Below are 25225 nucleotides of genomic sequence, written 5' to 3' on the forward strand. Positions count from 1 at the left end.
CGAACGTCTATCGGCAAAAAACAACCGATTTATGATAAATAGATATCCTTAAAGCAACAAAAATATCTTGCAGCGAGAAATCTAACGATGATATAACTAGGTACTCTCATATTGTAGCTTATGAAATTTAGAATGAAAAGAGAACAAGCCTTTTCATAATCCGCACATTTTAGTAAAACTTAAGAAATCACACCATAACGCTTAACGCGTTGTCGCTCTTGCAACGCCTATAATTGAATAAACCATAGAAAAAAATAATTACAAAAAAGCACCATCTACAAAAAATTGACGAACAACTCTCGTAGATGGTGACTTATTTCCGTGGCTAAAGATTCCTGCCTTGGTCTCTTTCGGTCATTAATAATTTTTTTTTTGTAAGTCAGCTAAAACTGTTTCACCTTTAACATCGACATCAATGACATTATAGAACCCATTTTTAGTATCAGCGACATCCCAAACAGCTAAGATCACATGATAACCTAATCGGTCATTGGGAATGTTGATCGAATGTGTCGGATTAGTAGAAGCTAGTTGTCCATCATTGCCTACTTCACCAATGAATTCCAAGTCGTCTCTTGTCAACGCATCATTTTGATCCCAACCGGCTTTCGTCATGTAGTAATGCCATTTCGTTGTTGCATGGTTGGCAGTGAATGTCCAAGTAAAATCATTTGCACCAGCTGTCAGTTGTTGTTTTGTCCACAATGAGGCTGTTTGTTGATCCAATAAGAAATCACCTACCGTACCATTTGCAGAAGCGATTTGACCATCTTCAGGTCCTGCAGCTGGGAATCCTTTTGGTGCTTCAAGGGATTGTGGCTCATTGATAACAGCTCCGTATTTTTTGAATGCAGCATTCCAGTTTGTATTTTTGTCAAGGCTTCCTTGGTAGCCACGACTTGCTGGTTCAGAAACATAACCATGAGCAGCAACATCAACAGAAGTAAGCGTGCTTGCTCCGATACCTGCCAAAATGAATCCTAAACCAATTAATGTACTCTTTTTCATAATAATTCCTCCGATATTTTTACTTTGTGTAATGTACGATTGTTATCATAACTGATATATTTTTAATCTGAAAATTATGTATGTTATTGCAACAAAAAAATTTCGTTCATCGCGAGTGTTATTAGAAATTATACTATTTAGTCATTTTTTAGGTGAAACGCAAATGTTCGCTGGAGAAAGAACTGCCACTGAAGGAGTCGCGTTTGCACAGTATAGAAAGGGGAGACATGGGGATAAAACAAGTAACAAAAGAATTTATTGAGAGGAAATGTAGAGAACGAATCAGAAAATGAAGGAAGCAACGTTATGCACCTACACAGGCAGTAGGCTGGTGCGCCCTTGTAGGTGGTCCATATGACTGGCCAGGATTTGTTGACTTTAGTAATCGGTGCCCCTGAAAGGAATACACGAAGACGCATTTCTTCAATGCGTTGCATTTCTGATAGTTCTTTGATCGATAATCGTCTGACTACGAAATGTGCAATGAACTGTTTAGAAACTCTCGTATCAAGCACGCCATTCCAGTGGAACCTATCGAATCAATCGAGAATAAACAGAGAGACTTAAAAACCGTGTATCTTCTCATTGGGAGTGAGGAGATACGCGGTTATTTTAGGCAGTATTCACTTGGCGTTGTGGAGAGAGGCGATCGCACGTACTTTTGACAACGACTTTTGTGTGATGATCATTGTTCGGAAAATCACATACTTCAGCGCAAAATTTTTCTTTTAGATTGATCATGTAGTCTTTACTCGTAGAAAGATCTAACCATTCAAAAAACGCAATACCCGTTTCCACTTCTTTTAAAGCTGTTTTTTGTCCATCAGCTAGTTTATCTAAAGCAGTAAACACTTTGTAATGTGCAAGATCGAGTGTTTGTTTGTGTGTCGTCGCGATTTTTTTTAATTGGGCTAGAAATAATTTGCGTAATGTGGTTGATTCACGGTTAAAAGAAAGACGTATGCCGTTCAAAATAAAGTTAGAAAGAAGCTCCGAATAATAGGTATTATCTATGTAGGCTTTCATCTTTGTGACACTATTTTGGAACGAATAGGCAATGTATTCATCATCAAAAATAAATAAACAATTCGAAAAAATAGTCAATTCAAAGTGCCCCCATGTATCAATCTTTTCAAGATACTTCTTTATAACACTGATTTCTTTTTTCATTGATGCGGTAAAAGAGCTACTATACAGATAATTTGAAATCAATTTTCTTTGGGCGTAGATCAAACGATAATAAATGTTTCCTGTTTTTTCAAATTCGTTGAGCAATTCTTGTTCTTGAGCAGATGTAATGGTTTTTGAAGTGATTAAATAATTCGTTAATTTTTGTTTATTAGACAACGAATTACTATTCAATAAAAATTGATATTCTTCAAGTGTGATATTCATCCGATCAAGGTAGTTTACTATTAGTTCAAAGCCGATTTTTGTTCCACGTGATTCAAAAGCTGCTAAGGTTCCTCTTTGTGAGATACCTGAAGTTAGTTGTTCTTGTGTCAATCCACGATCTTTTCTTAATTTTCGAATTAGAGCAGCATGTTCTGTCATGTTCATTTCCTCCAGAAGCTGTTTTTTTGTACATGGTTATAATAGCATAATATAGTTATGTGGATGTTATGTTTTCATATGTGCGCCCTTTTGTTAAAAAAGTGCGATTTTTTTGTTTGGAAAGTTATTTTGTTGCAATACCAAACAAAAAAAATTTTGAAGGATAAAATATGTTTTAATCTCTTCTGTAATACAAATTTAGGAGGGAAAAAAATGAATAAGAAAAGTTTATTATTCTCAGTTGGTCTTTTAGGTTGTTTGTTTGGAGACGGAACAGATGTGTTTGCAGCAGATGCAGCAGATACGATGCCAGATATCTCAAATCGCCAAGTTTCAGTAGGTTATTATCATAATTGGGTGCCTGAACAAGGTGCTGGTTACCAAGGTGGCCGTCCGGCAGATACTGATTTGGCAAAAGTAAATCCTTTTTATAATGTGATTGCTGTGTCATTCATGAAAGGAGAAGGTATCCCAACATTCAAACCTTACAATATGTCAGATACTGAATTTAGACAAAAAGTAGCCACTTTGAATGCTGAAAATCGTGTGGTCATTATTTCACTTGGTGGTGCAGATTCACATATTGAATTACATAAAGGGGAAGAACAAGCCTTTGCCGATGAAATTATCCGTTTGGTTGAAGTTTATGGATTTGATGGCTTAGATATCGATTTAGAACAAACCGCAGTAGATGCAGGCGACAATAAAACAGTAATTCCAGATGCTTTGAAGATTGTCCGTGCGCATTTTGAGAAAGAACAAAAACATTTCATTATCTCCATGGCGCCAGAGTTTCCATATTTAAGAACACAAGGTAAATATGTACCATACATTACTGCTTTAGAACAAGAATATGATTTTATTGCACCACAGTTATACAACCAAGCAGGTGACGGTATAAGTGTTGGAACTGAATGGATCGCTCAAAATAATGACAGCAAAAAATTTGAATTCTTATATGGAATTTCAAAAGCTTTCAACGAAGGAAGCGGTGGGTTTATCCAAATCCCAGCGAATCGCTTAGCTTTAGGTATTCCAGCAAACGTAGATGCAGCAGCAAATGGTTTTGTAAAAGAACCATCAAAAGTTTACGATGTATTCGAACAAATGGAAAAAGATCAAACACCATTAAAAGGTTTGATGACTTGGAGTATCAACTGGGATGAAGGAAGAAACTCAGCTGGTGTCGAGTACAATGAATCATTTGCGAAGTCTTATCAGGATCTATTCCAAGAAAAAACACCTGATACAGAAAAACCATCACAACCAACAAATCTAGCAGGCACAGCAACACATTCAACTGTTGCTTTATCATGGACAAAATCAACAGATGATCGTGGCGTAGCAGGTTATTACATTTATCGTGATGGCGAACAAATTGGTAGAGCAACAAACAATGCTTATACAGACACAAAATTGACTGCCAGCACAGAATACACTTATACAGTGAAAGCATTTGATGCAGCTGGTAACGTTTCAGAAGAAAGTAAAGCATTAGTGATCTCTACATTAGAAGAGCCACCAGCAGACTTAGAAGCTCCATCAGTACCATTGAACATTACGGCTTCATCAATTAGTGACAAGAGTGTTTCTTTATCATGGACACAATCAACAGATAACGTGGGTGTAGTAGGTTACTATGTTTACCGTGATGGTGAGCAAGTAGGAGAAACAGAAACAAATACATTTAGTGACGCAGGATTAACAGCTAATACGGAGTATTCTTATACAGTAAAAGCATTTGACGAAGCGGGCAACATTTCAGAAGAAAGCAAAGCATTAGTTGTGACAACGGCGGATGCACCATCAGCAGAAGCATGGGATGCAGATACAATTTATGATTTAGGTGATATCGTGACACACAAAGGAAACACATATCGTGCAAAATGGTGGACACGAGGCAATGAGCCTGGAACTGAACAATGGGGACCTTGGGAATTGATTGGCTAATCGATCCATACCCGTTTTTATTAATGAAGCAATCGTTGATGCTGAATCAATCAACGAATAAGTGATTTGCTCAGTATTGTTAAGATTTTCGTGCATGTATAACGAGAATCTTAGCAATTGGGCAAACGCATGATAAAAATTCAATTATTTATTTATGTTTGTATAACAGAACATGAAAAAAACATATATTATAACAACTATTATAAAAATTCCAAGTCCTCTTTTTAGAGGGCTTTTTTTATTTTTTAAGAAACATAATTGTTTGGTTATGATATTGCTATGTATAAAAAAATCATCGAGAAAGAATTACGATAAATAGAAGAGATGGATAGAGACAGCTGATTTTTAGAAAAATAAATAAAAAAACGAAAATCGCTTGTTAAACGACGATTTTCGTTTTTTATTCTTGAGGATTTTGTCTATTCTTGAAACTTGCACTTACATTGGTGGAGTAACTGACCACATAAGATGCACCTCCTTTAGTTCGACTGTTGATAAATAGACTATATCATTGGAATAGACCAAAAAACATCTTGTATGGTATTGCAACATTATAATTTCTATTTAAGGTAGATCAAGAAATAAAATGGCTGAATAAAATGTTTCTGGGGCATTTGACCTCTCACACCATCTAAAAAGTAGCCACTTCGAAACACTTATATCTCGACCTCTTCTTAAACAAAAGCTAAAAACAATGAAAATAAGTCCAGTATTTTGTTAATCTATACTATAATAGAAACTAACTATGAATTTTGGAGGAATTTCCATGAAACAAAAAATTGCAGTATTAGGCCCTGGCTCTTGGGGAACTGCTTTAGCTCAAACCTTAGCAGAAAATGGACATGACGTCCGTATCTGGGGGAATGTTCCAGAACAAATCACAGAAATCAATACGTATCATACGAATAAACACTATTTACCTGAGTTACATTTACCAGAATCAATCATCGGTTACACAGAATTGGCTGAAGCTGTCAAAGAGGTAGATGCAGTATTATTTGTCGTACCGACGAAAGCAATCCGTGCTGTAGCACAAGAATTGCTACAACATTTAACGACAAAACCAGTGATCATCCATGCAAGTAAAGGATTAGAACAAGACACGCATAAGCGGATCTCAGAAGTGATTGCTGAAGAAATCCCAGAAGAAAAACGTCAATCCATCGTTGTTTTGTCGGGACCTAGTCATGCAGAGGAAGTGGCAGTCCACGATATCACAACGATTACTGCTGCAAGTGTTGATCAAAAAGCAGCTACTTATGTGCAAGAATTATTTATGAATGATTATTTCCGAATCTATACAAATAATGATGTGATCGGTGTGGAAACAGGTGCAGCATTGAAGAATATCATTGCAATCGGTGCCGGCGCGATCCACGGTCTTGGTTTTGGTGACAATGCGAAAGCGGCGATCATGACAAGAGGATTAGCTGAAATCAGTCGTCTCGGTGTAGCAATGGGCGCGAACCCTTTGACCTTTATTGGATTGAGCGGTGTTGGTGATCTGATCGTCACTTGTACCAGTGTCCATTCACGAAATTGGCGCGCGGGTCATATGTTAGGTGAAGGACAGAAATTAGACCAAATCCTAGAGAATATGGGAATGATCGTGGAGGGTGTATCGACAACAAAAGCGGCGGTTGAACTTGCTGATCAACTAGGTGTAGAAATGCCCATCACTCAAACAATCTATCAGGTCCTTTATCAAGGGAAGGATATCAAACAAGCAGCAAAAGAAATCATGTTGCGTGATGGCAAGATGGAAAACGAATTTCAGTAAATCAACAGAATGGAGTATATAAATACGCATATGGAGAATAAAATCGTAAGAAAAGCAGTCATTCCTGCAGCAGGTCTAGGTACACGTTTTTTACCTGCTACAAAGGCAATGGCAAAAGAAATGTTGCCGATCGTTGATAAACCAACGATCCAATTTATCGTAGAGGAAGCTTTAGCTTCGGGGATCGAAGATATTTTGATCGTTACCGGAAAAGAAAAACGACCGATTGAAGACCATTTTGATTCGAATATCGAATTAGAATTGAATCTACAAGAAAAAAATAAAATCGACTTGCTAAAATTAGTCGAAGAAACAACGAATGTCAATCTCCACTTTATCCGTCAGTCCCATCCTTTAGGACTAGGTCATGCGGTATTACAAGCGAAAACTTTTGTTGGAGATGAACCATTCATCGTTATGCTTGGGGACGATTTGATGGAAGATGAGATTCCACTGACAAAACAATTGATCTTAGATTACGAGAAAACAAAAGGTTCGACTGTAGCAGTCATGAAAGTTCCTCATGAAGACACGTCAAAATATGGGATCATCGATCCAGAAACAAAAGAATCTGAAGGCTTGTATGAAGTGAAACGATTCGTCGAAAAACCAACACCTGAACAAGCTCCGAGTGATTTAGCGATTATTGGACGCTACTTATTGACACCAGAAATTTTTGAATTATTAGAAACACAAAAACCTGGAGCTGGAAATGAGGTTCAATTGACGGATGCAATTGATGAATTAAATAAAAAGCAACCCGTATATGCGAGAGTATTCAAAGGCTCTAGATATGATGTCGGTGATAAATTTGGTTATCTAAAAACAAGTATCGAATACGGTTTAGGTCATCCTGAAATCAGCGAGCAGCTGAAACAATACCTCATTGATCTAAGTCATTCTCTGGACTAAAAACTTAACAATTAGAGAAATAAAATCTTGAGAAAAGAATAGTAAATGAGGTGTATTGCTTACATGGGGATTCTAATCAACATTGCACAAACGTTTCTTGATGGATTGAAATGGTTGATGGAGGGAAATAATTGGCTGTTTTTACTGCCAGTATTATTTATTAGTTTGTTTACGATGTTTTATATGGTCAGAATAAAAGAAACCTTTTTGATTTTTATTTGGTACTTAGCAACAGTGGCGATCGGTAGTTTGATCATCGTTCTTTTGTGGGGAGATCAACAGGCATCTCTTTTTGCGGCAGCTTTTCTTTTGCTGTACCTTTTTGCCTATATCCCGTATCTACTCAAAAGATTTCATGTCGTCAAAAAAGGCAAACATGCGGCTTCTCCGAACCGCTCAAAGGATGTCTCAGAAAGACGGACAAGATCTGACCGCTGATATTTTGATACTTGCACTTGTTTCGCACTTTCCTTACAATAGATGCAGATAGAAATAACTAAAAAAAAAGGCTCCTTGATAGTTAGCGGCAACTAACTATCAAGGAATGACCAGTCACACGTATACACCCTGACCGATCATTTTGCCATAGTCGATGCAGCGCACCGACCGCATTTATTGTACCTGATTTAAGGAAGATTTTCTACCTTATGAATCTAAAAAGCGGAGGAAGCGGGGCAGTTTATTTACTATGTCAAAACAGATGTATATTCAAGCGAGAAGTTTGTTTAATCCGTTTTAAAGACTTGCTTTTAGCGATACATCGTTCCTATCTTTTACACTGAAGCCGAAGAACATCAAGATGCTGCTACATCAGATCTTTTGCTTGATTGTAATGAATAAGTGGTTAAGGTAAAGATGAGACTGAGCAATTGCTTCGTCTCATCTTTTTGTATTTTTCTTTTTGATAGTTATCTCTATTCTGAAATAGCAGAAGAAGAGGAGAAAAGAATGAGCTTACCCTATTTTGATTATTGTCAAAAACTTGAACAAAAATTAAGGATCGAGGAACCCTTGATGGAACAAGCGGGTCGTTGGATCGCTACACAGATTCATCGAGGAGGATGTTTACATATTTTTGCTAGCCGTACCTTACAAGGCACTGCCTATGAATTTTGGCAACAATGTCCAAAAATCTTGCCAACTCAGTTGATTGAACATCCCGCAGCGGGGATTTATGAGTCGCTGGAAGGAACTGGCCAAGCAATCATTGAACAAATCAATGCGCAACCCGAAGATATTTTTCTTTTCTTATCAAATGAAGGTAGAAATCCTGCAATCATTGAACTGGCGGAATGGGTCAAAGAACAAGGGTATCTATTGATCGTGATCACCGGATTTGACTTATCCCGAAGTATCAAGTCAAGACATAGTAGTGGTTTGCGCTTATATGAATATGCAGATCTAGTATTAGATAACTATGCAACGATAGATGATGCCGTCCTTACGGTTCCTAAATTTGAGCCAGCTATATGTGGTGCAGCTTCCTTAGCAACCTTAATCCTATTACAGCAGATCGTTTATTTTTCAGTGTATTATTTGTTGGAGAGTCACTAAAGCGAGAAGGTTAAGAGTCCGAAAAAGAGACAAGAAAGAATCATGAAGATTCTTTCTTGTCTCTTTATACACGTTGATGAAAGAGTCTTCCCCAAAACTCTTTACACTCCAATTATAGTACATTTGTTATGAATATTGCAATGAAGATACCTAATGAAAATAAAAAGAGAGGAAGAGAGAGGCAGAAATTCAATCAAAAACATCGATTCAAATAGGAAAGGAGCGAGGAAGAAAATGTATAAATATTTGTTAATCGCTAAAAAATCTTTGTTTATACGTAATTAGAAATGAAAATAAATAGTCGGAAATAGCGACATTGTAAAAATAAAAAAAGAATTTTAATCCATTTTTATAGGTACTATGGCTTTGAAACCAGCGTTTTTATTAAAATGTGTCTTGATGATAACTAAAATCAATAGATTATTTTAATTGTTTATTCATGTGGTATAGAACATTTTACTGTATAATCTATTTGCTTATTCATTATTGACAAAAACGTAGCAAGAAAGGAAGAACGAGTTTTGAAGAGAAAAAATTCTTCAGTAAAGAAAAAACGAGACTTTACCAAAATGACGACACCGCATACGTATGTCATTATTTTTGGTGTAGTTGTACTTGCCTGGTTATTAACATTTATCGTACCAGCTGGGAGATTCAGTACGCAAGATATAGAATACAAAGATGCAAATGGAGAAACCAGTACCAGAACAGTATTACGCCAAGATTCGTTTCGTTATGCTTATGAATTAGATAAGGCTTTTGTATTTGATCAACTGGAAGAATTACAAAATGATCCAAAGGAAAGAGAAAAGCTAGCTGTTCCTGAAGAAGGATTAGAAGAAGTCTTGGCAGCTGGTGAGAAAAACTTGACCCAGGAGAAACTAGATGAAATCTCACTGACAGATGATGTTTTATACGATGAATATGGTGAAGACATCTATGACACCTCAAAGAAATTGCATAAAACAGCAAAACTATGGGGGACCGATGATTTCGGTGGTTTCGGCTTTTTAAACTTCGTTTTTGAAGGTCTAGTATCAGGTGATAAATATGGTTCAGCAGTCGGGATTGCTGCACTTATTTTAGTCGTGGGTGGTGCATTCGGGATCATTATGCGAACGGGTGCCATCGATGCAGGTATTTATGCTTTTATCAATAAGACACGTGGTCTAGAACGTTTAGCTTTACCGCTCTTATTCTTTGCTTTTTCATTTGGAGGCGCAACGTTCGGTATGGCTGAAGAAGTCATTCCATTCTCAATGGTCATGGTACCTTTTGTGATTGCCTTAGGCTATGATTCAATCGTCGCCGTCACAGTCACCTATGTGGCGTCACAAGTCGGGAATGCCACGTCATGGATGAGTCCGTTCAGTGTCGCCGTTGCTCAAGGGATTGCAGGTATTCCAGTCTTATCAGGCGCCACCTTCCGATTGATCATGTGGGTCGTCGTGACTGCGTTATCGGCTGGTTACTTAATGATCTATGGCGAAAAAGTTCGGAAGAATCCGGAAAGTTCATTAACGTATAAATCTGATGAATACTTCCGTAACCACTTGAAGAAAACATCCGATGAACAAAAACCATTTACACTAGGCCATAAATTGATTTTAGGCGAAATGTTGATCGTTTTAGTTTGGATCGTTTGGGGAGTCACACAAAAAGGCTATTATATCCCAGAAATCGCCTCTCAATTTTTTGTTATGGGACTCGTTGCAGGGATCATTGCTGTTTTATTCAAATTGGACGGTATGACGGTCAATGATATTGCCTCTTCTTTCCAATCTGGAGCAGCAGATCTAGCTGGAACAGCGATCGTTGTTGGGATGGCAAAAGGAATCTTACTTGTATTAGGTGGATCAGATGCTTCTGTACCTTCTGCGCTTAATACGATCTTACATGGTATTGGAACAGCACTGACTGGTGTGCCGGCAGTTATCGGGGCATGGGCGATGTACGTATTCCAAAGTTTGTTCAACTTAGTCGTCACTTCAAATTCTGGACAAGCGGCATTGACGATGCCAATCATGGCACCGTTGGCTGATTTAGTAGGTGTCTCTCGTCAAGTGGCTGTATTAGCTTATCAATTAGGTTCAGGATTCATGGATGCGTTCACGCCGGTTTCTGCTAGCTTGATTGGTGTCTTAGGTGTGGCACGGATCGAATGGGCAAAATGGGCACGATTCCAAATCAAAATGCAAGGATTCTTCTTTGTTTTAGGAACGATCTTCATTATGATTGCAATCGCGATCGGACTTCAATAAAACAAATAAGAACTGATTTATAGCAATCAAAGAAGTTATGCTAACCGATACGTAACTCTGAGACAATAAGCGAGAAAACCCGAAAGTATCTTCATATTTTTGGATTTTCTCGCTTATTTCCGAAAGAGCGATGGATTGCTTATTAAACAACCTTTTGAGTGTTCTAAAAGGTAAAGACTATTTTATAAAGGAGAAGATCAGATATGAAACTCATTCGACAAATCGATGTCTATGCACCAGAATATCTTGGTAAGAAGGACGTATTAGTGGCAGGAAATAAGATTGTTGCCTTGGAAGATCAACTATCCGGCGGTTACGAAGAATTGATCGTGGAAGAAATTTCAGGAGAAGGAAAACTCTTGACCCCAGGTTTTATTGATGCCCATTTCCATATTTTAGGTGGCGGCGGCGAAGGAGGCTATCATAATCGCACGCCAGAAGTCACACTTAGTCAATTAACGACAGCAGGAGTGACAACAGTCGTAGGTTGTATCGGGACAGATGGCGAGGGTCGAGATATGACTGCTTTGATCAGTAAAGCAAGAGGGTTAGAGGCAGAAGGATTGACTACGTATGTTTATGTTGGTTCTTATCGGTTGCCGGTCAAAACGGTGACTGATTCATTGATCAAAGATTTTCTTACCATTGATAAGATCATTGGGATCGGAGAAATCGCTGTCTCTGATCATCGCTCTTCTCAGCCAACATTCGATGAGTTTGCTCGGTCAGTGGCGGATGCTCGTGTTGGGGGCATGTTATCAGGTAAAGCAGGGATCGTGAATGTCCATTTAGGTGGCGGAAGTCGAAAATTGGAACTATTGAATCGTGTGGTTGAAGAAACAGAAATCCCTATTACTCAGTTTTATCCGACGCATGCGAATCGGACAACTGAATTATTAGCTGCATGTATCGAATTTGCGAAAAAAGGTGGAACGATCGATTTCACTGCAAGTGAAGATCCTGATTTTTGGGAAAAGACCGATGGTGAAGTTCGTTTCAGTAAAGCATTGAAGCAGTTATTGGAAGCACAAGTCTCTCTTGATAACTTCACCTTGACCTCCGATGGACAAGGTAGTCTCCCATATTTTGACCAAGAGAACCATTTTATCGGTATGGGCGTCGGTAGTGCGAAATCCTTACTGGTGGGCATCAAAGAAGCCGTTCAAAAAGAAGACATTCCTTTAGAGATTGCCTTACGAGCTGTGACGTCCAATCCTGCAAGAGTCCTTAAACTGGACCAAAAGGGAAGAATCGCTGTTGGTAAAGATGCAGATCTTTGTCTACTTGATAAAGAAACCTTAGAAATCGATACGGTGATCGCTAATGGCACCATCATGGTCCAAGAAAAACAAGTGAAAGTTTGGGGAACATTTGAGCAAATTCTTAACAACTAAATAACACAATAAGCATTCTGTTTGTTTGTTTTTATAATTGGTGTTACTCTAAAAGTAGTTACAAAGACAAATTTTAGAGGAGGAAATATTATGGCAGATTTAGAAGGACGCTCTAAAGATTTGAAAGACAAAGTTGCAGGTGAAGGCAAAGAAGCCTATGGAAAAGCAACAGGCGATAGAAGTAAAGAAACAGAAGGTAAAGCCCAATCTGTAGGTGCGGATATCAAGAGTAAAGCTCGTAATATCGGCGATGAAATCAAAGAAGGCTTTGAAGATGTAAAAGAAAAATTTTCAAAGAAAGACCATAAATAGTCTACTTGTAAATTCTTAAAAAAAAGCGTCCTACCAATAAGGTGGACGCTTTTTTTTAGCGGTTATCCAATGGCAATGGACGCGAATGTTTTATTTTTTAATTTAAAAACTTCATCACATTTTTTAGCCACTTCTAGTTCGTGTGTCACAATGATGATACAGCGATCTTGCTCATTGGCGATTTCTTGGAAGAGTTGAACGATTTCTTGTGAAGTCGTTTCATCAAGGTTTCCTGTTGGTTCATCCGCAATGATCAACTGATGTTCGCAACAAATCGCTCGGACGATCGCTACGCGTTGTTGTTGTCCCCCAGATAATTTAGTGACTTGTTGTTTTGCAAGTGTTTCATTTATCCCAACGCGTGCCAAGCGATCAAGTGCTACTTGGCGATACTCTTTTTGAGGAGTATTTGAAATTTCCATGGCGGTAATGACGTTATCAAGAGCGGAAAGGTAAGGCAATAAGTTGTACGCTTGAAAAATAATGGATACATCATTTTTGCGATAATTCCGTAGGCCTATTTTAGCTAAAGCTCGCTCTTCATAATAAACAGTCCCTTCTTTTGGTGTATCAAGTCCTGAAATCAACGAAAGAAAGGTCGTCTTTCCTGAACCACTAGCCCCTAATATGGCGTACATTTTTCCTTTTTCAAAGGATAGATTCACATCTTTATAAAGTGCTTCTGTTGGATTCTGATACCAGAAGCCCAAGTTTTCTGTACGTAACATCCAATTCCTCCTTTAGTTTAATAAAATTTTTCGTGGATTTAATCGTAGTATGCCGATGGAGGCTAGAAAAACTGAGAGTAAGCTGATCCCAAATGCAACAGCTGCTAGTAGGCCAAGTTGAGCTGGTTGAACAGTGATTTCAAGGTCGCTTACTTGCTCCGAAACGGTAAGTGGATTACTAGTTCCACCTGGTTGTCCGCCAGGTCCACGATTGCCACCACCAGGCATCTGCTCTCCTTGTTGCTCGGCAGGTGAGTCGGTTGACGTTTCAGTTTGTTGATCAAGCAACTGTTGACCGACAGCATTTGCAACGACATTTCCACTGAATGAAGCCACACCTAACGCGACGATCATACATATGGCCACTTCTGCAAACAATTGAAGGACGATTTTGCTTCTGGATTCACCTAATGAAAGCAATACCCCTAGTTCATGGCGACGCTCACGAATCGTGATCATGATGATCAAAGTCAAAATAATGATTCCAGCAACCGCAACGAGTAAAACGACATTTTGTGAAAAACTGGCCACGTTGTTAAGTGGTTCAAGCATTGCTTGGAACATGGTATCGTTTGATTGAAGACTGAACGTTGAAGTATCGATCAGGTTTTCTGCTTCATTGATAAAGTCTGTAATTTTATTAGGATCGGTCAGCGTATAAACCGCAGAATCGATTGTGTCATCTTCTGTCGAGCCATTCAATGTATTGGCAAACGTATAATAAGTATACAAAGTGTTCGCTGGATTCATGAAATTGAAATTCATTCCCATGCTACTACTTGTTTCACTTGACTCATAGATTCCTTTGATCGTCATTTCATAAGTTGTTTCTTCGTCTTCCGTGCTAGTAATTATGAAAGTATCTCCTACGGATAAGTCATTCGCACTAGCTAAAGTAGAGTCGATCACAACATTGTTCGTATCTTTGTCGCTATCAGTGATTCCTTCTCCTTCGATGATTTTAGCTGTGCCATCTGTAAAGCCACTGGTTTGGGCTGTATTGGATACCCCGCTGATTTGAAAATCTGCTTGGATCATTTGGGGTTTGCCACCTCCCATAGCTCCACCCATGTTTTCACCGTTTGGTGCAGCATCAGTTGCAGTATCAGTTTCTTCGGATGTTTCTGAGGTATCAGAGCTTGAAATGGCAGTGATCCCGCTATTGGCTAAAGCTGATGCAGAGCTTTCGAAGGAAAAACTTGCTACATTATCTAGTACTGCGATCTTTTCTGCATCGCTGACTGAAACAGGTGTGAGGGAGAAACTTCCAGGATCTGGTCGTCCACCGGATTCAGTATCAGTTTCCTCTGTTTGTTTTTGAAAAGCCGCTTCACGATTTGCACTTAAAGTGACCGTCGCACTGACATCTTTTTGAGCTTGCTCTGCTGCTTCTTGTGCCGCACTACGTATGGTTAGTCCAGCAAGAACGAAGACAAGGATTGCTGTAAAAACTGCTAATAATAGTAAAGAACGCCCCCATTTTACTTTTGTACTTTTTAATGCTCGTTTGAAAAAATTCATTGGTTCGATCTCCTTTCGAAATGAGTACAAAAAATAGAATAAAGGGAGTAGCTTAAGCCTACCTTAAAAAGCGGCCACGAATACAAACAGTTGAAAGCTAAAAACAGATCAAATGGAGCAGGAAATGAAAAACATTCTATAGTTATTGAGTAATTTATGTTAAAATAGACGAAGTATCTTCTAAAACAAAAGAAGAAAAAATGGTCTGGGAAAAACATGAAGACAGAAACAATCGTACATGCTAGCGATTTGTTTGATTTGTTGTATAATGATGTGGAGCAGTTGATCGAGCAACTGAAGCAATCCCGATTTTTTTGTGTCAAAAAAAGATCCTAAACGCCTGTAATATTAAGATAGATTTGATTATCTAATGAAATCATCCGAAAACGAGGCACTCAGAAATTGGATCGTTTTAAATAAAATAGAGAATCGACATCGTCAAAATGAAGATGTCATAAGAAGAGGTGAAATTTGTGAGTACCATTAAGATTATCCCTTTAGGCGGTGTACGCGAAAACGGAAAAAATTTGTACATTGCAGAAGTAGGGGAAGCTATTTTTGTTTTAGACTGTGGTCTGAAATATCCTGAAAACGAATTATTAGGGATTGACGTTGTGATTCCTGATTTTACGTATTTAGAAGATAATGTCGATCGTGTAGCAGGTGTCTTTCTGACACATGGTCACGCAGATGCGATTGGGGCGTTGCCTTATTTATTGTCAAAGATTTCTGTACCTGTGTTCGGAACCGAATTGACGATCGAATTGGCAAAATTGAATGTCAATCGCAATGATGCTGCAAAAGGATTCAAAGATTTTCATGTGGTAGATGAGCATACAGAGATCGATTTCGGTGAAACGATCGTTAGCTTCTTCCGCACCACCCATACGATTCCAGATTCAGTTGGGATCAATTTAAAAACCCAAGAAGGAAATATCGTTTATACGGGTGATTTCAAATTTGACCAAATGGCGATCCCAATGTACCAAACGGATTACGCTCGTTTAGCAGAGATTGGGAAAGAAGGCGTGTTAGCTTTACTAAGTGAGTCAGCAAATGCAGAAAACGCGACCCCTGTTGCTTCTGAGTTCCAAATTGCTGATGAAGTATTTGATACGATCAAATATTGGGAAGGACGGATCATCGTTGCTTGTGTTGCAAGTAATCTTCAACGCGTCCAACAAATCTTAGACGCCGCTGCTAAAGCAGGACGTAAGGTTGTGTTGACTGGGCAAGACTTTGAACGGATCATCCGAACAGCTATGCGCTTAGAAAAACTTCAATTACCAAGTGAAGACCTATTGGTCACATTAAAAGATATGAAAAACTATGAGCCTGAAGAACTGATCATTTTGGAAACAGGCCGGATGGGTGAACCAATCAAGTCTTTACAAAAAATGGCGAATGGCGCGCATCGCCATATCAAGATCAAAGAAGGCGATCTTGTTTATATCACAACGACACCAAGTATTGCGATGGAAACAATGGTTGCTAAGACAGAAGACATCATTTACCGAGCAGGTGGAATAGTCAAACAAATCTCTGACAACCTGCGGGTTTCCGGTCATGCAAATCCAAATGACTTACAATTGATGTTGAACTTCATGAAACCTAAATATTTCATCCCAGTTCAAGGAGAATACCGTGAACTAGCTGCCCATGCAGACTTAGCCCATGCAGTAGGTATCCCCTATAAAAATATCTATATCACAGGACGTGGGGATATTTTAGAATATAAAAACAAGCGGATGAGTGTGGCAGGTACGACAAGTGCTGAAAATGTCATGATCGACGGACTAGGTGTTGGCGATATTGGAAACATCGTCTTACGCGATCGTAAAATCTTATCTGAAGACGGTATTTTTGTTGCAGTAGTGACAATTAGTCGTCGCGAAAAGAAAATTGTCTCAAAACCGCAAATCACTTCACGAGGATTTGTTTATGTCAAAGCAAGTCGTGATTTGATCAATGAAAGTAGCAACATGATCGAAACCATTGTAGGCAAACATTTAGAAAGCGATGATTTCGAGTGGAGCAAGCTGAAACAAGAAATACGTGATCAATTAGGTCGCTATTTGTTTGAACAAACCAAACGCCGCCCAGTGATTTTACCAGTCATCATGGAAGCGACACAACGTCGCGGCAAAAGATAAAAAATGAAAAGCTGTATCAAAAGATGTTCAGATAATGAATATGTTTGGTATAGCTTTTATTTTATAGCAGTAAGAGCATTGGATATATTATGGAAAGGTGGAAGTGTCTGTAATGGAAAAGGAACTTGTTTTGGAAAATAATCAAATGAAAGAGAAACAGATCATCGTTTTTGGCGTAACTTCAATGAGTACAGATAGTACCCTTTATACCAATTTGTTAATAACAAAGATGAACAACCTAGCAAAAAAACAACATTTACTTGTGCATGTTGACATGCATAGCATTTCTAAGTTAGATCAGTATGCAAAGGCTACCGATGTTATTCTATTATCTCCAGAGCTTTCTTCTATGCGAGAAAGTATCGTAAAAGATTATCCTACAAAGGTTATTGAAGTGATAGAAATGAAAGATTATGGTCTGCTAAATGCCGATAATATCTTAAAAAAATTTCTCCATCACTAAACTGGAAAAGAAGAAATTATCAAAATAGTTAGCAAACTTCGTTTTTTTTTATCACTCCTCTATCTAAAAAAGTGTTGCGGATTTATTCAATCTTGTAAGCCTTATAAGGCATCTAAACTGTAATAAAAATACCTATAGTAGAAACTGGCGTCTTAGTTTCTACTATGGGTATTTTTTATTTTGAGTATTATTACAGATTCGTAGTCATTCTAGATTTATTCACAGAAATCAAACACTAAACAGAAACTGTCAATTATAGACGAAACATTCTTTTATCTGGGGATTCAGTCGTAAGTACACGCTCACTTGATACTTGGTACAACCTGTATTATCTGTTACAATTGAATAGGATATACTGTACTACTAATTGTGTAAATGTTCGAAACGAAAACGAAAGAGTCAGTGACCAAAATGTTGAGGAGTGAGAAGATGAAGATTACTTATCATGGACATTCTTGTATTTCTCTTGAAATGCAAAATGGCCAGCAAGTGCTGATAGATCCATTTATTACTGGGAATCCTATGACTGATTTAAAAGTGGATGAAGTCCAGACGGACTGGATATTGATCACCCATGGACATGCTGATCATATTGGAGACATGTTGCCGATTGCGAAGAACAATGAGGCGACCATCATCAGTATTGTCGAAATCGCTGATTATGCACAACAGCAAGGAGCAAACTCTTTTGGGATGAATATCGGTGGCAAAAGGGAGTTTCCTTTTGGCACAGTCAAATTTGTCCATGCACAGCATAGTTCAAGTATTGAAATCGATGGTGTTTCGCGTTATATGGGAGAGCCTAGTGGTATTCTGATCCAAGCAGATGGGAAGACGATTTATCATGCGGGTGATACCGCAGATTTTAGCGACTTAGCGCTCTTAGGTGAACAGTTTATGATCGATGTAGCCTTTTTACCGATTGGCGACAATTATACAATGGGACCTGAGGATGCGGCTCGTGCGGCGAAGCGAATCAAAGCGAAGAAAGTCGTGCCGATCCATTACAATACCTTTCCTGTCATTGAACAAGATCCGCAAGTATTCATCGATTTATTAGCAGATACCGAAGGAAAAATAATGAGCGTTTCGGAAACGCTGGAAGTGTAGGGGAAAGAGATGGCGACAAAACATGATTTGATTTTAGAATATATCGAAAGCCTACCAGTGGGGAATCGAATATCTGTCCGTAGTATAGCCAAAGAATTGAATGTCAGTGAGGGAACGGCCTATCGAGCAATTAAAGATGCTGAAAACGTAGGGTTAGTGTCAACGATCCAACGAGTAGGAACGATACGGATCGAACGTAAGTTGAAGAAAAATATCGAACGATTGACGTTTGGCGAAGTCGTGCGGATCATTGAAGGCGATGTCTTAGGCGGGGCAGTCGGTCTAGATAAAGTTTTGAATAAATTTGTCATAGGTGCGATGACCGAGCACGCAATGGAACGCTATATCACTCCAGGTTCATTGATGATCGTCGGTAACCGTACAGAAGTGCAAAAGTTAGCACTTGAGGATGGCGCAGCAGTGTTGATCACGGGTGGTTTTGATACGACGCCTGAGATTGCCAAATTAGCCGATGAATTAGCTATGCCGATTTTACGTACGACTTATGATACCTTTACTGTAGCAACGATGATCAACCGAGCGCTTAGTGACCAACTGATCAAAAAAGATATCATGCTCGTCGGTGATATTTATCTGTCTGCCCAGAAAACACATTATTTGTTACAGTCGGATACGGTGGCTGATTATCAACGGATTTCAGAAGAAACCCAACATTCTCGTTTCCCAGTGGTGAATCATCACATGCGTTTGATGGGGATCATTACGGCAAAAGATGTCGTAGGTAAAGCACCGACACAAGTCATTGATCGGGTCATGACCAAAGATCCAATCAGTGTCAAGAAATCGATGAGCGTCGCTTCTGTCGGACATCAAATGATTTGGGATGGTTTAGAAGTCATGCCAGTCGTTTCCGATGATTTGACGTTAGAAGGATTGATCACACGGCAAGATGTCATGAAGGCGATGCAATTGGTGCAACGTCAACCGCAAATTGCTGATACGATTTCTGATCAGATTTCAGGAGCCATCCAAACGATCGATACAGATCGTGAAGGCAATCGATTGACGACGCCTAAGTTCAAATTTGAGGTTTCACCACAAATGGTAACAGGTGTTGGAACGATTTCTTTTGGGGTGTTAAGTGAAATCATTTCAGATGTTGCGCAAAAAACAATGATCATGAATCAACGAAGAAATATCTTGTTGGAGCAAATGAATCTACATTACCTTCGTCTGATCCAGATCGAAAGTGAGTTAGATATTCGTCCAAGAGTTTTAGAAATCGGTAGAAGGTCCGCTAAACTTGATGTAGAAGTATTTATAGAAAACACGATCGTGGCTAAAGCCATTGTCGTCTGCCAAGTGATGGAACGTTCGTAGAGAGTAGGAAAGAAAATGACCATACAAGAAGAGATTTTGAATGAAATCAAAAAATATCAAAAAATCGTGATCCACCGACATCAAAGGCCAGATCCGGATGCTTTAGGTTCACAAGTAGGATTAGCCGAGTTATTACGTAATAGTTTTTCAGAAAAAGAAATTCGTCAAGTTGGAAAAGACGTTGAAGGCTTACGTTATTTAACAGAAATGCAAGAAATCGACGATGCTTTCTATCAAGGAGCATTAGTCATCGTGACAGACACAGCGAATGCGCCGCGTATTGATGATAATCGCTATTCCTTAGGGGATCAAGTGATCAAAATCGATCATCATCCGAATGATGAACCATATGGCGATTTACTTTGGGTGGATACGAAAGCTAGCAGCTGTAGTGAAATGATCGCTGAGTTTGCTTTGATGTTCCCTAATGAGCTGAAAATGAACAGCGATTCTGCTCGCTTATTGTATGCGGGAATCGTTGGAGATACTGGTAGGTTCTTGTATCCTTCAACAACAGGTCGTACGTTAGAACTAGCAGCAGAGTTAAGAAAGTATTCTTTCGATGCAAGCCAATTGAATCGTGAAATTGAACAAATCACCATGAAAGTAGCGAAATTATCCGGTTGTGTCTATCAAACGATCGTAGTTGACGAAAAAGGTGCTGGAAAAGTAATTTTGTCACAAGAATTGTTAGGCAAGTATGGCATCGTCGATTCAGAGACCGCAGCTGTCGTCTCTTTACCTGGTGTGATTGACGAAGTGTTAGCTTGGGCGATTTTTGTCGAACAACCAGAGGGCTATTATCGTGTACGTTTACGTTCAAAAGGACCAGTCATCAACGAGATCGCCAAACGACATCATGGTGGCGGCCATCCCTTGGCAAGTGGCGCAAATGCAAAAGACCTGCAAGAAGTAGCAGAGATCTACAAAGAAATACAAGAAGCTTGCACCAATTATGCACGTTAAAAGTGTACTCCAAGTAGTCAATCGAGAATTTTAAGCAAACGTTACATTCTCTTTTATCTATTCCCTTTGGCACGAATAAATGGTGGGGGCAGAAGTGACCTCTTCGGCAATCAGGTTACTTCTGCCTTGACCTTTTACTCATCGAAGTTGATTGTCTTTTTATCAGATGTATGTGCAATCAAGGTCGGTGAGATTGAATCAGCGTAGGCAGTTTAGGATCTCCGATAAGAAGTTGCTCTTTTCAAACTGTTATTTTTCCGTTATAATATTGCTCAATAACGAACAAAAAGGAGAAACAACATGACAGTACCAAATTGCCCAGTATGTGGTTCAGAATATGCTTATGAAGATCGGGGATTATTGATTTGTCCTGAATGTGGAAACGAATGGACACCATCTGAAGAAACAGAAGCAGAAGGCCTAGTAGTAACTGATGCAAACGGCAATCGTTTAACAGATGGCGACAGTGTGACCGTTATCAAGGATTTAAAAGTTAAAGGAGCTTCCTCACCTATCAAACAAGGAACAAAGGTGAAGAATATCCGTTTAGTTGAAGGAGACCACAATATCGATTGTAAAATCGAAGGGTTTGGTCCGATGAAGCTGAAATCAGAATTTGTCAAAAAGAATTAAAATATTCAATCTCTTTTCACAATTATTCTACTCGAACAATGGTAAAATAAAAGCAATGAGGAAAGGGTGAAACGATTATGTATGGATATGGTTTTTATGGCTTAGATCCAACGTTTCTTTTAGTTATTGCTGGATTAGCTATTTCCGGAATCGCTTCTGCTTACGTCAATAGTACTTTTCGTAAATACGACAAAATCAGAAGCAAAAATAATGTGACTGGTACACAAGCCGCCCAGTTCATTTTACAAAGTCAGAAAATCAATAACGTTGGCGTCCAACAAATCGCCGGTGATTTGACGGACAATTATAATTCAGGGAACAAGATGTTGAGTTTATCGCAAGCTACAGCACAATCTACATCAGTCGCTGCAATTGGGGTAGCTGCCCATGAATGCGGACACGCAGTGCAAGATGCCGTTGGTTATGCGCCGTTGAAAATCAGAGCTTCATTAGTGCCTGTCGCTAATTTTGGCTCGATGATTTCGTTTCCGTTGATCATGGTAGGTGTATTATTTAGTTGGAATACGACGTTGATCAATATTGGTATCTTCGCTTTTTCATTGGCACTATTGTTTCAACTTGTTACGCTACCAGTAGAATTCAATGCGTCAAGACGAGCGATCCAAATTTTAAGTGAAGGTGGCTTACTGACAGAAGAAGAGGTACCAATGGCGAAACATGTGCTATTTGCGGCGGCTTTGACCTATGTTGCTGCAGCGCTATCTACTTTCTTACAATTGCTACGTTTGATTTTGATTTTTGGCGGTAACCGTCGAGACTAGAACAAACCAATAAAAAGTGAGGGACAGTCGATTGGACTGATCCACTCACTTTTTATTTTGGAAAAATTAGTATTAATTTAAAAGTTCAGACGGAGACCGCTTGCTTCTCCTATCTTTTCTTTAAATCAAATCATTTTATTGACATAGAGTTGTTGAATTTTTGTGACTAAGTCTACCCATAAATCTTTTTCTTTACTAGGATCAAGGTAAAAAATTTTACTCGTTTGATGAAATTTATCAAACCAATCGGTGACGATCAAATCTGCTTGTTCTGGATTTTCTGTCAAGCGAATCATTTTTTCGTCAAATACTTGTCGTAATCGATTTTGGATATGATAATTTCCTGTCAGCGTTTTATTCATTTGTACATAGATCAATAATTTTTCATTTGTTTCCGACTGCAAGAGGTTATAAATCAAGTTACTCAAATAATAAATAATCAATGTTTTTTTTGGGTGGTCATGAAAAACTTCAGAGATAATTTGTTGGATTTGTTGTATTTGTTCATTCGATTCATCAATCTCAAGTGCTGGTTTAGGAAAATGCAACGAGTAGAAAAAGGGAGTTGTATTTCCCAACATCAAAATAGAAATTAAAGAAAGCATAAGATAGTAATTGTAGAAAAACCTTTTTTCAGATGATGCGATCACTGGAAAGGTTTGAGCTAACTCTTTTGTTAGTGAGGTGATTTTCATACATAGATGATTACGTTTATTCGTCAAAGTATAACCAATCAAACTCTTCTGCTGGCTTGAAATGAGATTAGGAAAAAAGCAATAAATCAAAAAATTGAAATGCAATAGTTCATCAATGGCGATTTCATGTGGTAAAAGATGAAACAAATGATGTTTAAAACTACCGGAGACATCTTGTACCTGTTGTAGCAATTCTAAAATAGCATAGACCTCACTAGATTCAGAGGTGATCAATGATGATTGTTGTGTACGAAGCGTAAAGATAGCAATCAGCAAATACAGGTTTTCTTGATATTTCAATGAATGCTTTGAAACGAGCAATTTTTTGGATAATCGCCGCTCTCTTTTTAGTTGGCTCAATTTGAATTTGTCAAAAGGCCATTCCAACCCTTGAAAAGCATCAGATAGAATAAAAAACAAATAGAGTCGGATAAATAATTCGTTTCCTTTGAACAAATAACAGCCCTGAGATGAAACAATCTCGATTTCAAAATCTTGAAGTGTTTCATTCAATTGGTGTGTTAATTTTTCTAAGTAAGAGTGGGATATGTATAATTGCTCCAATAAATATTTTTTCGGAACATACGCTTTGGGATAATTGACCATAAGTAATAAGTAGTTGAAACGATTGGATTCTCTTAAATAAAAAAGTTTGAGTTTGTGATAAATCATCATTTTTATTTCTTGGTGTTCATCGGATATAGTTATTTCTCCTTTGTGTGTAGAGAAAATAAAAGTAGAAATGCTCAATTGCTGTTCAATCGTAGTGTTCAACTTTCGAATCAATTCTTTGATTGTCCGTTTAGGTATAGTCAGTTCATCCGCAAGTTCTTTTAACGTACATTGACTTTTTTGAGCGATCGTATAGAGGACTAATAACTCTTTCTTTTTTGCATCGATTAACATGATGGACTCCTTTCTGACAATTAGTGTACTAGTGGTGACATAAAATGTGAGTGGAAAGTGTTTTCAATGTATGATATTCTCACATAGTAATAGAATTTGATTATATAACTTGTTATTTTAAGAAATGATAATCAGTTATCTATTCTATTGTTTATTTCTTTGCTTATTTTGTCAAGTTGGAATCATTTAAATAATCTTGGATAAGGGAATACAATGTTATTTAATTGATGATATCGTTATTTTTTAAATCTTATTTTTGGCGAAGCATTAGATAAATCAAGCTTCTATTACAAAGAGACATATTTTAACCCCCGAAATATGTTATTATCGTTTTTTTTTATCAAAACTTGTTTCTTCATGGTTTACATAAGTTTTTCCTACTAGCGAATGCGCTGGATCGTCATGGGAAATTAAAAAAAGAATCATTGCCGGATATGAATAAGATAATCGGAAAGGATGGATGGTTTCGTGGGAAGAGTGACGAATTTTAGTAAAGAATATTTACTATTTAAGAGTATGGTATATGCTGAAGAAAATGGGTTATCGACAATCACAGCGAGAAGTTTAGCTTCTTTTTGTGGCTGTTCTACTTACCCGATTTATGCACATTTTAAATCAATCCGTATACTAAAAGAAAAAATTATCGAAGAGATCACGATATGTTTTGATCGATATTTAGCTGAATACGTTATTGACGATTTTTTCAGTGTCGTTCATTTATTGAAGGAGTTTTTCTCGATTCATGAGAGTATTAGAGGAGTAGTTATCAAATCCGAATTAGACATGGCCTCGTTGTTCAAACGAACGTTCTCAGAATTTGTCAGAGAACATACGGGAATCAAAGAAGCATATTTATTAGAACTTCTTTGGCTGAACGCACTAGGAAGTTTAAATTCAGATAAATCATCAAAGGAATTTTTTGAGACAATGACATTGATTTGGAATAAGTTAGCAGAATTAGAAGATGATTTGCCTGAAATGCTAACAAATATCCAATACGTTCCGGTTAATTGATCTTACATTTCTTAGTATGGATGATTTACTTTAGCTGTTCGTATGAAGCATCTCCAAAAAGGAGGTGCTTTTTTTAACGCATCAAACTAAGGTTGCTTGAAACCGAAAATGCCAAATGAGACGTCGTACAAAAGTAAATAATAAAACAAGACAGTATGTGCTTTTTGTAAATTTTTTTGCTATTCATC

At 38.1% G+C, this 25225-nt stretch carries 21 protein-coding genes; 16 read left to right on the top strand and 5 right to left on the bottom strand.

Annotated features, from left to right (window positions below):
- Positions 1-357 precede the first annotated feature (357 nt).
- Together IGK01_RS03245 and IGK01_RS03250 are read right to left on the bottom strand one after the other, a co-directional pair.
- Positions 358-1008, bottom strand: coding sequence for a lytic polysaccharide monooxygenase auxiliary activity family 9 protein (locus tag IGK01_RS03245; RefSeq protein ID WP_224434567.1), 651 nt, complete (start codon positions 1006-1008; stop codon positions 358-360).
- Positions 1009-1620: 612 nt separating this feature from the next.
- Positions 1621-2562: a transcriptional regulator gene (locus tag IGK01_RS03250; RefSeq protein WP_438840496.1), complete on the bottom strand. Its 942-nt coding sequence runs from the start codon at positions 2560-2562 to the stop codon at positions 1621-1623.
- A 213-nt stretch (positions 2563-2775) separates the two neighbouring features.
- Here IGK01_RS03250 and IGK01_RS03255 point away from each other — a divergent pair, with 213 nt between their 5' ends.
- From IGK01_RS03255 to IGK01_RS03290, 8 genes are all read left to right on the top strand, one after another.
- Positions 2776-4512: a fibronectin type III domain-containing protein gene (locus tag IGK01_RS03255; RefSeq protein WP_438840497.1), complete on the top strand. Its 1737-nt coding sequence runs from the start codon at positions 2776-2778 to the stop codon at positions 4510-4512.
- 766 nt (positions 4513-5278) lie between these two features.
- Entirely contained in the window at positions 5279-6292 is a 1014-nt protein-coding gene (locus IGK01_RS03260; protein WP_010736124.1) for an NAD(P)H-dependent glycerol-3-phosphate dehydrogenase, read from the top strand.
- Positions 6293-6322: 30 nt separating this feature from the next.
- Positions 6323-7204: a UTP--glucose-1-phosphate uridylyltransferase GalU gene (gene galU, locus IGK01_RS03265; protein ID WP_010736123.1), complete on the top strand. Its 882-nt coding sequence runs from the start codon at positions 6323-6325 to the stop codon at positions 7202-7204.
- Between the two features lie 63 nt (positions 7205-7267).
- Positions 7268-7642, top strand: coding sequence for a hypothetical protein (locus tag IGK01_RS03270; RefSeq protein WP_438840498.1), 375 nt, complete (start codon positions 7268-7270; stop codon positions 7640-7642).
- A gap of 510 nt (positions 7643-8152) precedes the next feature.
- Positions 8153-8758 (top strand): SIS domain-containing protein, encoded by a 606-nt coding sequence (locus tag IGK01_RS03275; protein ID WP_010736121.1) that lies wholly within the window; start codon positions 8153-8155, stop codon positions 8756-8758.
- Positions 8759-9279: 521 nt separating this feature from the next.
- Positions 9280-11019: a putative basic amino acid antiporter YfcC gene (gene yfcC / locus IGK01_RS03280; RefSeq protein ID WP_019722929.1), complete on the top strand. Its 1740-nt coding sequence runs from the start codon at positions 9280-9282 to the stop codon at positions 11017-11019.
- A 203-nt stretch (positions 11020-11222) separates the two neighbouring features.
- Positions 11223-12413 (top strand): beta-aspartyl-peptidase, encoded by a 1191-nt coding sequence (gene iadA, locus IGK01_RS03285; RefSeq protein WP_226076671.1) that lies wholly within the window; start codon positions 11223-11225, stop codon positions 12411-12413.
- A gap of 90 nt (positions 12414-12503) precedes the next feature.
- The gene (locus tag IGK01_RS03290) at positions 12504-12725 is read left to right on the top strand and encodes a CsbD family protein (protein WP_010736118.1); all 222 of its coding nucleotides are present in this window, start codon (positions 12504-12506) and stop codon (positions 12723-12725) included.
- Between the two features lie 62 nt (positions 12726-12787).
- On the opposite strand, the gene IGK01_RS03295 is transcribed toward IGK01_RS03290, so the two are convergent.
- On the bottom strand, positions 12788-13453 hold the full coding sequence (locus IGK01_RS03295; protein WP_438840499.1) for an ABC transporter ATP-binding protein: 666 nt from the start codon (positions 13451-13453) through the stop codon (positions 12788-12790).
- A gap of 12 nt (positions 13454-13465) precedes the next feature.
- A complete protein-coding gene (locus IGK01_RS03300; protein WP_438840500.1) occupies positions 13466-14974 on the bottom strand; it encodes an ABC transporter permease in 1509 nt (502 codons plus the stop codon).
- A gap of 473 nt (positions 14975-15447) precedes the next feature.
- On the opposite strand from IGK01_RS03300, the gene IGK01_RS03305 reads away from it, so the two are divergent.
- The 7 genes from IGK01_RS03305 (at position 15448) to IGK01_RS03335 (ending at position 22422) form a co-directional block, all read left to right on the top strand.
- Positions 15448-17127, top strand: a complete 1680-nt coding sequence (locus tag IGK01_RS03305; RefSeq protein WP_010736115.1) for a ribonuclease J — start codon at positions 15448-15450, stop codon at positions 17125-17127.
- A gap of 112 nt (positions 17128-17239) precedes the next feature.
- On the top strand, positions 17240-17590 hold the full coding sequence (locus IGK01_RS03310) for a PTS sugar transporter subunit IIB (protein ID WP_375152126.1): 351 nt from the start codon (positions 17240-17242) through the stop codon (positions 17588-17590).
- Positions 17591-18019: 429 nt separating this feature from the next.
- Complete coding sequence (locus IGK01_RS03315; RefSeq protein ID WP_077151578.1) at positions 18020-18700, top strand: metal-dependent hydrolase; 681 nt, start codon at positions 18020-18022, stop codon at positions 18698-18700.
- A gap of 9 nt (positions 18701-18709) precedes the next feature.
- Positions 18710-20041, top strand: coding sequence for a DRTGG domain-containing protein (locus IGK01_RS03320; protein ID WP_010736112.1), 1332 nt, complete (start codon positions 18710-18712; stop codon positions 20039-20041).
- Positions 20042-20056: 15 nt separating this feature from the next.
- On the top strand, positions 20057-21007 hold the full coding sequence (locus tag IGK01_RS03325; RefSeq protein WP_010736111.1) for a DHH family phosphoesterase: 951 nt from the start codon (positions 20057-20059) through the stop codon (positions 21005-21007).
- Between the two features lie 300 nt (positions 21008-21307).
- A complete protein-coding gene (locus IGK01_RS03330; RefSeq protein WP_023519238.1) occupies positions 21308-21640 on the top strand; it encodes a zinc ribbon domain-containing protein YjdM in 333 nt (110 codons plus the stop codon).
- Positions 21641-21717: 77 nt separating this feature from the next.
- A complete protein-coding gene (locus IGK01_RS03335; RefSeq protein WP_010736109.1) occupies positions 21718-22422 on the top strand; it encodes a zinc metallopeptidase in 705 nt (234 codons plus the stop codon).
- Positions 22423-22547: 125 nt separating this feature from the next.
- Here the strand turns inward: IGK01_RS03335 and IGK01_RS03340 are convergent, their stop codons facing one another.
- Positions 22548-24023 carry a helix-turn-helix domain-containing protein gene (locus tag IGK01_RS03340; RefSeq protein ID WP_153830498.1) on the bottom strand — a complete coding sequence of 492 codons (1476 nt, stop codon included), beginning with the start codon at positions 24021-24023 and terminating at the stop codon, positions 22548-22550.
- A gap of 468 nt (positions 24024-24491) precedes the next feature.
- On the opposite strand from IGK01_RS03340, the gene IGK01_RS03345 reads away from it, so the two are divergent.
- Positions 24492-25037: a hypothetical protein gene (locus IGK01_RS03345; RefSeq protein WP_019723190.1), complete on the top strand. Its 546-nt coding sequence runs from the start codon at positions 24492-24494 to the stop codon at positions 25035-25037.
- Positions 25038-25225 lie beyond the last annotated feature (188 nt).

Origin of the sequence: Enterococcus sp. AZ080 (genome assembly GCF_051714945.1) — a bacterium.
GTDB lineage: Bacteria > Bacillota > Bacilli > Lactobacillales > Enterococcaceae > Enterococcus_B > Enterococcus_B pernyi.

Coding starts and splice junctions, on each gene's coding strand:
- IGK01_RS03245 (WP_224434567.1), bottom strand. CDS start 1,008: ATGAAAAAGAGTACATTAATTGGTTTAGGATTCATTTTGGCAGGTATC.
- IGK01_RS03250 (WP_438840496.1), bottom strand. CDS start 2,562: ATGACAGAACATGCTGCTCTAATTCGAAAATTAAGAAAAGATCGTGGA.
- IGK01_RS03255 (WP_438840497.1), top strand. CDS start 2,776: ATGAATAAGAAAAGTTTATTATTCTCAGTTGGTCTTTTAGGTTGTTTG.
- IGK01_RS03260 (WP_010736124.1), top strand. CDS start 5,279: ATGAAACAAAAAATTGCAGTATTAGGCCCTGGCTCTTGGGGAACTGCT.
- galU (WP_010736123.1), top strand. CDS start 6,323: ATGGAGAATAAAATCGTAAGAAAAGCAGTCATTCCTGCAGCAGGTCTA.
- IGK01_RS03270 (WP_438840498.1), top strand. CDS start 7,268: ATGGGGATTCTAATCAACATTGCACAAACGTTTCTTGATGGATTGAAA.
- IGK01_RS03275 (WP_010736121.1), top strand. CDS start 8,153: ATGAGCTTACCCTATTTTGATTATTGTCAAAAACTTGAACAAAAATTA.
- iadA (WP_226076671.1), top strand. CDS start 11,223: ATGAAACTCATTCGACAAATCGATGTCTATGCACCAGAATATCTTGGT.
- IGK01_RS03290 (WP_010736118.1), top strand. CDS start 12,504: ATGGCAGATTTAGAAGGACGCTCTAAAGATTTGAAAGACAAAGTTGCA.
- IGK01_RS03295 (WP_438840499.1), bottom strand. CDS start 13,453: ATGTTACGTACAGAAAACTTGGGCTTCTGGTATCAGAATCCAACAGAA.
- IGK01_RS03300 (WP_438840500.1), bottom strand. CDS start 14,974: ATGAATTTTTTCAAACGAGCATTAAAAAGTACAAAAGTAAAATGGGGG.
- IGK01_RS03310 (WP_375152126.1), top strand. CDS start 17,240: ATGGAAAAGGAACTTGTTTTGGAAAATAATCAAATGAAAGAGAAACAG.
- IGK01_RS03315 (WP_077151578.1), top strand. CDS start 18,020: ATGAAGATTACTTATCATGGACATTCTTGTATTTCTCTTGAAATGCAA.
- IGK01_RS03320 (WP_010736112.1), top strand. CDS start 18,710: ATGGCGACAAAACATGATTTGATTTTAGAATATATCGAAAGCCTACCA.
- IGK01_RS03325 (WP_010736111.1), top strand. CDS start 20,057: ATGACCATACAAGAAGAGATTTTGAATGAAATCAAAAAATATCAAAAA.
- IGK01_RS03330 (WP_023519238.1), top strand. CDS start 21,308: ATGACAGTACCAAATTGCCCAGTATGTGGTTCAGAATATGCTTATGAA.
- IGK01_RS03335 (WP_010736109.1), top strand. CDS start 21,718: ATGTATGGATATGGTTTTTATGGCTTAGATCCAACGTTTCTTTTAGTT.
- IGK01_RS03340 (WP_153830498.1), bottom strand. CDS start 24,023: ATGTTAATCGATGCAAAAAAGAAAGAGTTATTAGTCCTCTATACGATC.